General features: G+C 45.3%; 6 protein-coding genes and 1 pseudogene. All 7 read left to right on the forward strand.

What is annotated here, in order from left to right; translation table 11 throughout:
* Position 1 precedes the first annotated feature (1 nt).
* A complete protein-coding gene (gene mnmE / locus CRO74_RS28240) occupies positions 2-1,378 on the forward strand; it encodes a tRNA uridine-5-carboxymethylaminomethyl(34) synthesis GTPase MnmE (protein WP_097131120.1) in 1,377 nt (458 codons plus the stop codon).
* Positions 1,379-1,645: 267 nt separating this feature from the next.
* Complete coding sequence (locus CRO74_RS28245; RefSeq protein WP_097131122.1) at positions 1,646-2,203, forward strand: helix-turn-helix domain-containing protein; 558 nt, start codon at positions 1,646-1,648, stop codon at positions 2,201-2,203.
* Positions 2,200-3,318: a site-specific integrase gene (locus CRO74_RS28250; RefSeq protein WP_097131124.1), complete on the forward strand. Its 1,119-nt coding sequence runs from the start codon at positions 2,200-2,202 to the stop codon at positions 3,316-3,318. Before CRO74_RS28245 ends, CRO74_RS28250 begins: the two co-directional genes overlap by 4 nt.
* 11 nt (positions 3,319-3,329) lie before the next feature.
* Positions 3,330-4,697: a hypothetical protein gene (locus tag CRO74_RS28255; protein ID WP_097131126.1), complete on the forward strand. Its 1,368-nt coding sequence runs from the start codon at positions 3,330-3,332 to the stop codon at positions 4,695-4,697.
* A 127-nt stretch (positions 4,698-4,824) separates the two neighbouring features.
* Positions 4,825-5,190 (forward strand): helix-turn-helix domain-containing protein, encoded by a 366-nt coding sequence (locus tag CRO74_RS28260; protein ID WP_179830328.1) that lies wholly within the window; start codon positions 4,825-4,827, stop codon positions 5,188-5,190.
* 239 nt (positions 5,191-5,429) lie between these two features.
* A complete protein-coding gene (locus CRO74_RS28270) occupies positions 5,430-6,662 on the forward strand; it encodes a P-loop NTPase family protein (RefSeq protein ID WP_097131162.1) in 1,233 nt (410 codons plus the stop codon).
* A 104-nt stretch (positions 6,663-6,766) separates the two neighbouring features.
* Positions 6,767-7,135: pseudogene (locus CRO74_RS28275) on the forward strand (hypothetical protein); the annotation flags it as partial.

The raw sequence follows: 7,135 nt of genomic DNA on the forward strand, positions 1-7,135 counted from the left end.
CTTGTATCAATTAGAACCCATTGCTGCTCTTGCTACGGCACCCGGCATCGGTGCCATTGCCGTGGTTCGCGTATCGGGCGAAGGCGCGATCGACTTAACAAACCGACTGTTTCGGGGAAAAGACCTGACGCAGCAGCCCAGCCACACCGCTCATTTCGGTACCCTTCGGAACGAAGATGGCGGCATCATCGACGAAGTGCTGGCAACCGTTTTTCGGGCACCGAAATCCTTCACGAAAGAAGATGTTGTCGAAATTTCGTGCCACGGCTCGGAGTTTATCATTCAGCAAATTCTGCGTCGACTCATGCAGGAAGGCGTTCGACTGGCTAAGCCGGGTGAGTTTACGCAACGGGCGTTTCTGAATGGTCAGTTCGATCTGGTACAGGCCGAAGCCGTTGCCGACCTAATTGCCTCCGACTCCGATGCCAGTCATCGGGCAGCCCTCAATCAACTGCGTGGCGGTTTCTCGAAACAACTCAAAGACCTTCGCCAGCAACTCATTGATTTTGTGGCCCTGGTTGAACTGGAGCTGGATTTTGGCGAAGAAGACGTCGAGTTTGCCCACCGCGACCGGCTCCGGCAGTTGATGCTTGATATTCGTCGTGTTCTTCACCCGTTGATCGACTCGTTTTCAACTGGTAACGCCATTAAGAACGGCGTGCCAACCGTTATTGTCGGCAAGCCCAACGCGGGCAAGTCGACGCTCCTCAACGCGCTGCTGAACGAAGAAAAAGCCATCGTTTCGGATATTCCCGGCACCACCCGCGATGTTATTGAAGATGAGCTGTTTATTGATGGTATCCGCTTCCGGCTCATCGATACGGCCGGGTTGCGGCAGGCCACGGATCGCATTGAAGCCATTGGCATTGAGCGCACCCAGCAGAAAATGCGCGATGCCGCCCTGGTCGTTTACCTGTTCGACGCCAAAAACGTGGAGTCCGACGACTTACAAACGGCGGTCGATGAAGTACGGGCATCCGGTAAACCGTATCTGCTCGTGGGCAACAAACTAGACGCCATCACCGACGCCACCCGCGAATCGCTGGAAACGATGCTGGGCGAACCCGTCGTGTGGATTTCGGCGGCAAAACTAACGCATCTGGACGAACTGAAAGCGGCCCTTTCGGCCCGCGTTCGCACCGATGCCGCCGTGCAAACGGGCAGTGCCGTAGTGACCAACGCCCGCCACTACAACCACCTTACGGGCACCGACGATGCCCTCGCCCGCGCCATCCACGGCCTCGACACCGGCGTCACCCCCGATTGGTTAGCCATGGATCTACGCGTCGCCCTGCAACATTTGGGTGAGCTGACGGGTGAGATTACAACAGATGATTTGCTGGAGTCGATCTTTAGTAAATTCTGTATCGGAAAGTAACCGTACTTAATAAGTATTTTCCATTATATTACTAAATCATACTTAAAGCCTTAAAAATGGGCTATTTACGTTCATTTTGCTACTACTTTATTGAGTGATGTAAAACATATATTCAGTCAATATTTGTACCTTTGTTGTACCTCATAGGCGGATTTACATTGAAAATCCGTTTTTTAGGCGAAATCATGCAACATACAGCACCATATAGCAACACACAGCAACCTCAAGCTACTTACTGCAACATATAAACGAAACTAATTGACTGGTATGAGTTCTAACATCCGAGTAAGGCGAATCTGCGAGCAATGCGGGAACGAATTTGAAGCCCGTACAACCGTTACAAAAACGTGTAGTGACTCTTGTGCTAAACGAGCCTACAAAGCCCGCCAACGAGCAGCAAAGGTTACTATAAGCAATGAGCAGACCCGGCGAATAATTGAAAAACCTTTAGATGATATTCGAGCTAAAGAAAATCTGAACATTGCTGATGCTAGTAAACTATTAGGCGTAAGTCGATGGACAATTTGGCGGGCTATTGGTTCAGGTAATTTACACGCCGTGAAGTTAGGTAGACGTACTCTTATTCGTCGTTCGGACGTTGACCGCCTGTTTGAGCCGCCAACATTTACCGAGAAGCCAATGCCCGCCCCGGTTGAATTAGTAGACTGTTATACAATGAAAGAGATTCAGGAAAGATACGGCATTTCTGAAAAAGCTCTTTACACACTCATACAGCGTAATAATATACCCAAACAGTATAAAGGCCCTTACGCCTATGTGCCAAAAGTCAGGATTGATGAATTACTAACAGCCACACGATTATGATAAAAGTCCATCTACGCAAAAAGCCAATTAGTAACGGGCGAACTAGCCTGTATTTAGATTACTACCCGGCTATAACTCATCCTGACACTGGCAAAGACACCCGGCGCGAATTTTTGGGCTTATATCTGTTCAACCGCCCTAAAACACCCGCCGACAAAGAGCAGAACGCTGAAACGATTGCACTAGCTGAAAATTTACGAGCCAAAAGACAAATCGACGTTCAAAACGGTGCTTATGGCTTCTTATCCAAAAAAAGCCTGAGTACTTGTTTTGTGGCATATTGCGAGCAATTGGCAGCATCAAAAACAGGGAGTAACAAAGATGGTTGGGAAAGTGCCTTACATTACCTACGTGACTTTACAGGCGGTAACCTTAAACTCTCCAACCTTACTGCAAAAAAATGCCGGGATTTTCGGGCTTATATGATGGACGCACAAAGCCAGCGCAACGAAGAACCGTTGGCCGTAAACTCTACCGTTAGTTACTTCAACAAATTTAAAGCAGCTCTCAAGCAAGCCTTTAAAGACGGACTTATTAGCATTGATTTAAACACGAAAGTCGAAAGTATCAAACCCGAAGAGACCCGGCGCGAATACCTGACTTTAGCCGAATTACAAGCACTAGTTCAAACAGATTTACCAGCGTACCCTACACTTAAACAAGCGGCTCTATTTTCGGCCCTGACGGGTTTACGGTATTCGGATATTGAAGCCCTGACATGGGAGCAAATACGTCATGATGCCCGAAACGGCTACACGATTAATTTCAGACAGGAAAAGACAGACGGGGTAGAATATATGCCTGTTTCTGAACAAGCTGTTTCATTATTGGGGAAACGCTTAGACGATAGCCAGCCCGTACTACCCGGTTTAACCTATTCGGCACACTGGAACAAAATTTTAAAGCAGTGGGTGAAAGATGCCGGAATAACCAAACCTGTAACATTCCACAGTTTCCGGCATACCTACGCTACCCTGCAATTATCACTTGGAACCGATATTTACACCGTCTCCAAGATGTTAGGCCACCGCGAACTAAAGACTACGCAGATTTATGCAAAAATCGTTGACCAGTCAAAGCGGGATACTGTCGATAAAATCAAATTAACATTATAACAAACAGATGTATGCAAGGGCCATTTTTTGAGTTCAAAGTAGAAAATTTTCATATACAGCCATTTCAACCGTTAGTATTTCGTGACTACAAGCCACAAGAGAATTTTCCGAACTGTTGCCCTAATCATAAAGCAGTGATGGAATGGGCAGCAAAGTTTGTTGAGGAATTTCCGAACTGTTGTGAAGCCCACAAGATATTGGCAAAAAACCCTCTGATTGATTTGACCTATTTTAAGTCTGATGCATTTGCGGTCAGTATTGTAAATCGAGTATCTTACACAGAACATCATATTGAAAAAAGAATAGAACAGGCTAATTGGTACGAAGACATTACCAATTACATAGAATATATCATTAGCAGTTTTGGAACTCCCTCTTTTGGCGATCATGTTTACAGCAAATCCTTAATTAGCTTGATAGAAGCAAGACAGGATGAGATTGGACAGAGTAAAGCACAACGATTAATTGACTATGTAAATGGTCTTTATGAACGACAACCCGACGAACCCGTTGCTGAAGAAATAGACTTGAATGAATTATACCATATCTATCAAAAATGGTTGTTTGTTTTTCCGTTTACTGTTCAGCCTTTCGATAAGCTAAAAGATAGATTTACAAATATTTTTCCTGTGATAGCAGAGGAACCCGTATATAACCCGTACACACAGTTTTCTAAATTTAGAGTAGTAACTAAACGAAAACTCATAGAATGGTTAATTGACAAAACAAAAGAAATACTGAAATCGGTAAACTCAGTAGAGCTTTTACAAAATGGGTTAGTTAAGGATACCAATGCACACCGGGTAGACCTACTTAACGGACAGCACAAAGCCCGGCAAGCCGCTTTAGTTAATGAGTTTTCTAAACAAGAAAATCACTATTTACAAGTGATTACGAAATGGCTTAGTAACGAAGAGAAGTATTATAAAGCGGTCATGCCCTTGCTAGCAGCTAAACGAACCGGTAAGACCTCAACACCACCGGTCACTGATAACCGGGCGAACGTTTTTAACGAGCGTATGCACTTAGATGAGGTTAGAAAATATTTCATACAATTAGCGAAAAATAGCAGTAAAAACGGCAATCCATTTCTGACTATTGAACAGTTTGAACAGTTCATTAACCGGGCATTTGTTGGCGAACCTTTTACTGAAAAACTATCTATGAATGAGAAGACAGGAGATAAGGGTAAAGTAATTGGTCTGTTTTATCTATTCTTTACTCGTTGCACTACACATCAACCTAAAATTGGGAAATTAGACCCAAATGCAACAGTCGAAAAGTATATCAGGTTGCTTACTGACCACTTCGACAACTGGACTTTCGATGAGGTTAAAAATAACTTTAGAAGTGGAGGGAATTGGCAAAAACCTGCCTAATACGGCTGGAACTTACAAATCTTCTTACAAGACTTACAAAAGAATTTACAAGACCTACAACAGAAATTAACACCCCTCACTAAGCCTATACTATTGCAGCAAGTTTAACGAAAACAACTTGTCAGCAGTGGAAAACACTCTTATTACATTCGATCAACTACCCGCCTTCGTAGTTGATTTAGGCCGCAAAGTTGACGACCTAACAGCCCTGTTACGTTCGCAGAGTGAACGCGGCCACTCTATTCCAGACCGCTGGTTCTCTATTGAAGAACTAAGTGAGTATCTACCCGGCCACCCCGCCGTAACGACCTTATACGGCAAAGTACAACGGCGTGAAATTCCATTTTCACGCAAGGGTAAGCGGTTGGCGTTCCGGCAATCAGATATTGATTTGTGGCTACAAAGTGGCCGCGTCAAAACCAGTGCTGAAATAGATGCACAGGCCGAACACTATTTATCTAATCAGCGCAAAGGAGGGCGTAAGGCAAGATGAACGCCCCTATTTTCCTACTTTTTGTGATATGGCTTCTGTTTGCGTTTACTGAAGTTGCTATACACTTTCTCGCTTGTACAAAAGGCGAGGAGCTACCCGCCGACAGCCCCCTAGTTGATGCTGGCAATGAAGCTGACGACCTGCCTTTTGGCCCCGCTCCCTCCGATCAAGACTAACCCAACGTAAAACAAGCCGGGTCAATGTGTGGTGACATTGACCCGGCTAAAAACCCATTTCTTATGGAATTTCAACAGGACAAAGATATATACCGTCCGCCTATTTTTGATATGTCAGATGAAGAGTTGGCCGCAACTGCCAACATCAATTTATCAACCGATGAGGTAAAGCAACCTACTCCAAACGAAGACAAACGCGCCAGCCAGCAAGCGCAACACCTTAACCATTTATTAGAACGGGAAAGACTAGTAAGCGATGCCGCAACCCGTAGTGTAGTGTTTAGTCCTCCACTTATAAGCCGACTAGAAACAGGCATTATAGGACGGGGTACTATCAATATTATTCAAGGGGCATACGGTAGCCACAAATCAAGACTTGCTGAATTATTGGCCGCTCTTATGTTAGCCAATGACCCGAACGACCCGAAATTTATGGGTTTTGACCGGACAGAATTAGAGCGATTTTGTGTATGCTACATTGACACAGAACGCAACCAAAGCGAGGAATTGCCCTTTGCCATTCAAGGCATAAAATTAAAAGCCGGTTACACATTAGCCGATCAACCTGTTGACTTCCGGTTTACGTCAATCAAAGCAATTGAACGCGGCCACCGTTTCGACGCTATAGAAGCCTTTCTAAGCCACGTTAGGGAACAGACAGCCTTGCATCTATTTTGCCTGATTGATGTGGTTACAGACGCGGTAGGAGACTTTAACGACGCTAAAGAGTCCATGCGATTATATGACTTTATCGGCAACCTGTGCGATAAGCATAATGCAACCTTTTTACTGGTTATTCACCAAAACCCAGGAACCGAAAAAGCCAGAGGACATACCGGAACTGAAGCGGCCAATAAAGCCAGTACAGCCTTACAAATTGGTTTTGAAAAGGATGCCAGCGGCAACGATACCGACCTGATACGGTTGCGCTATCTGAAGTTAAGACGCGGCAAAAGACCCGAACCCGTTTATCTACAATACAAAGAGGTCAACGGGTTAGCGTTGGCTGAAGCCGATCAAGTAGCGGCTCACATCAACCACCGCAAACACAAGGCGGATACTGAAGACATTGCCGACCGGCTACTAAGCCTTTTATCTGAAGGGCCTTTACCCAAAAATGAAGTCTGGACAACTTTAGAAACCGAGTTTAAAGCCAAAAACGCAACCATACGCGAACGGCTTAAAACGATTGTTGAGCAACAGCCACCAATGTACGATGAGGAGGGCCGCGCCGTTCGTTTGGCCGATTACAAAGAAGGCCGAAACCAATTTTTCAAACTTATACCAATTGAGTAAAACAATACTGCCAACTGCCAAAGGCCATATAGGGGGTCTGGCAGTTGGCAGTATTAAAAAACCCTGCCAAAATCCGAATAGCACCATTTTTAGCAGTTAGCAGTATGGACAATCTACAACACCGCCCGAACTTACTAGACGTACCAATTAGCTTTTTTGCATACGACAACCAAAGGAGTTGTTTTGCCACCGTACCGGCTCATCAAACGACCTTACGACGAATTATCAGCACTAACTATTACCGGCCTACTATTGACGCCATACGAGCCGAAACGGATAAGGCTGTACAAGATCAACTGAAGAAACAATTGCCCGCTATTACGCCTGTTTCGTGGCTACACCACCGCCGACGAGATACCAGCTTTACCCAAAAAATTCGGCAACAATGGCCGCTATTGATGGGAGACGTTGACCGGAAAGATAACCCCGGCTTAGATATGGCCGAACTGAAAAAACACCTTTCCCGCTTGCCG

The sequence above is a fragment of the Spirosoma fluviale genome (genome assembly GCF_900230225.1).
Lineage (GTDB): Bacteria > Bacteroidota > Bacteroidia > Cytophagales > Spirosomataceae > Spirosoma > Spirosoma fluviale.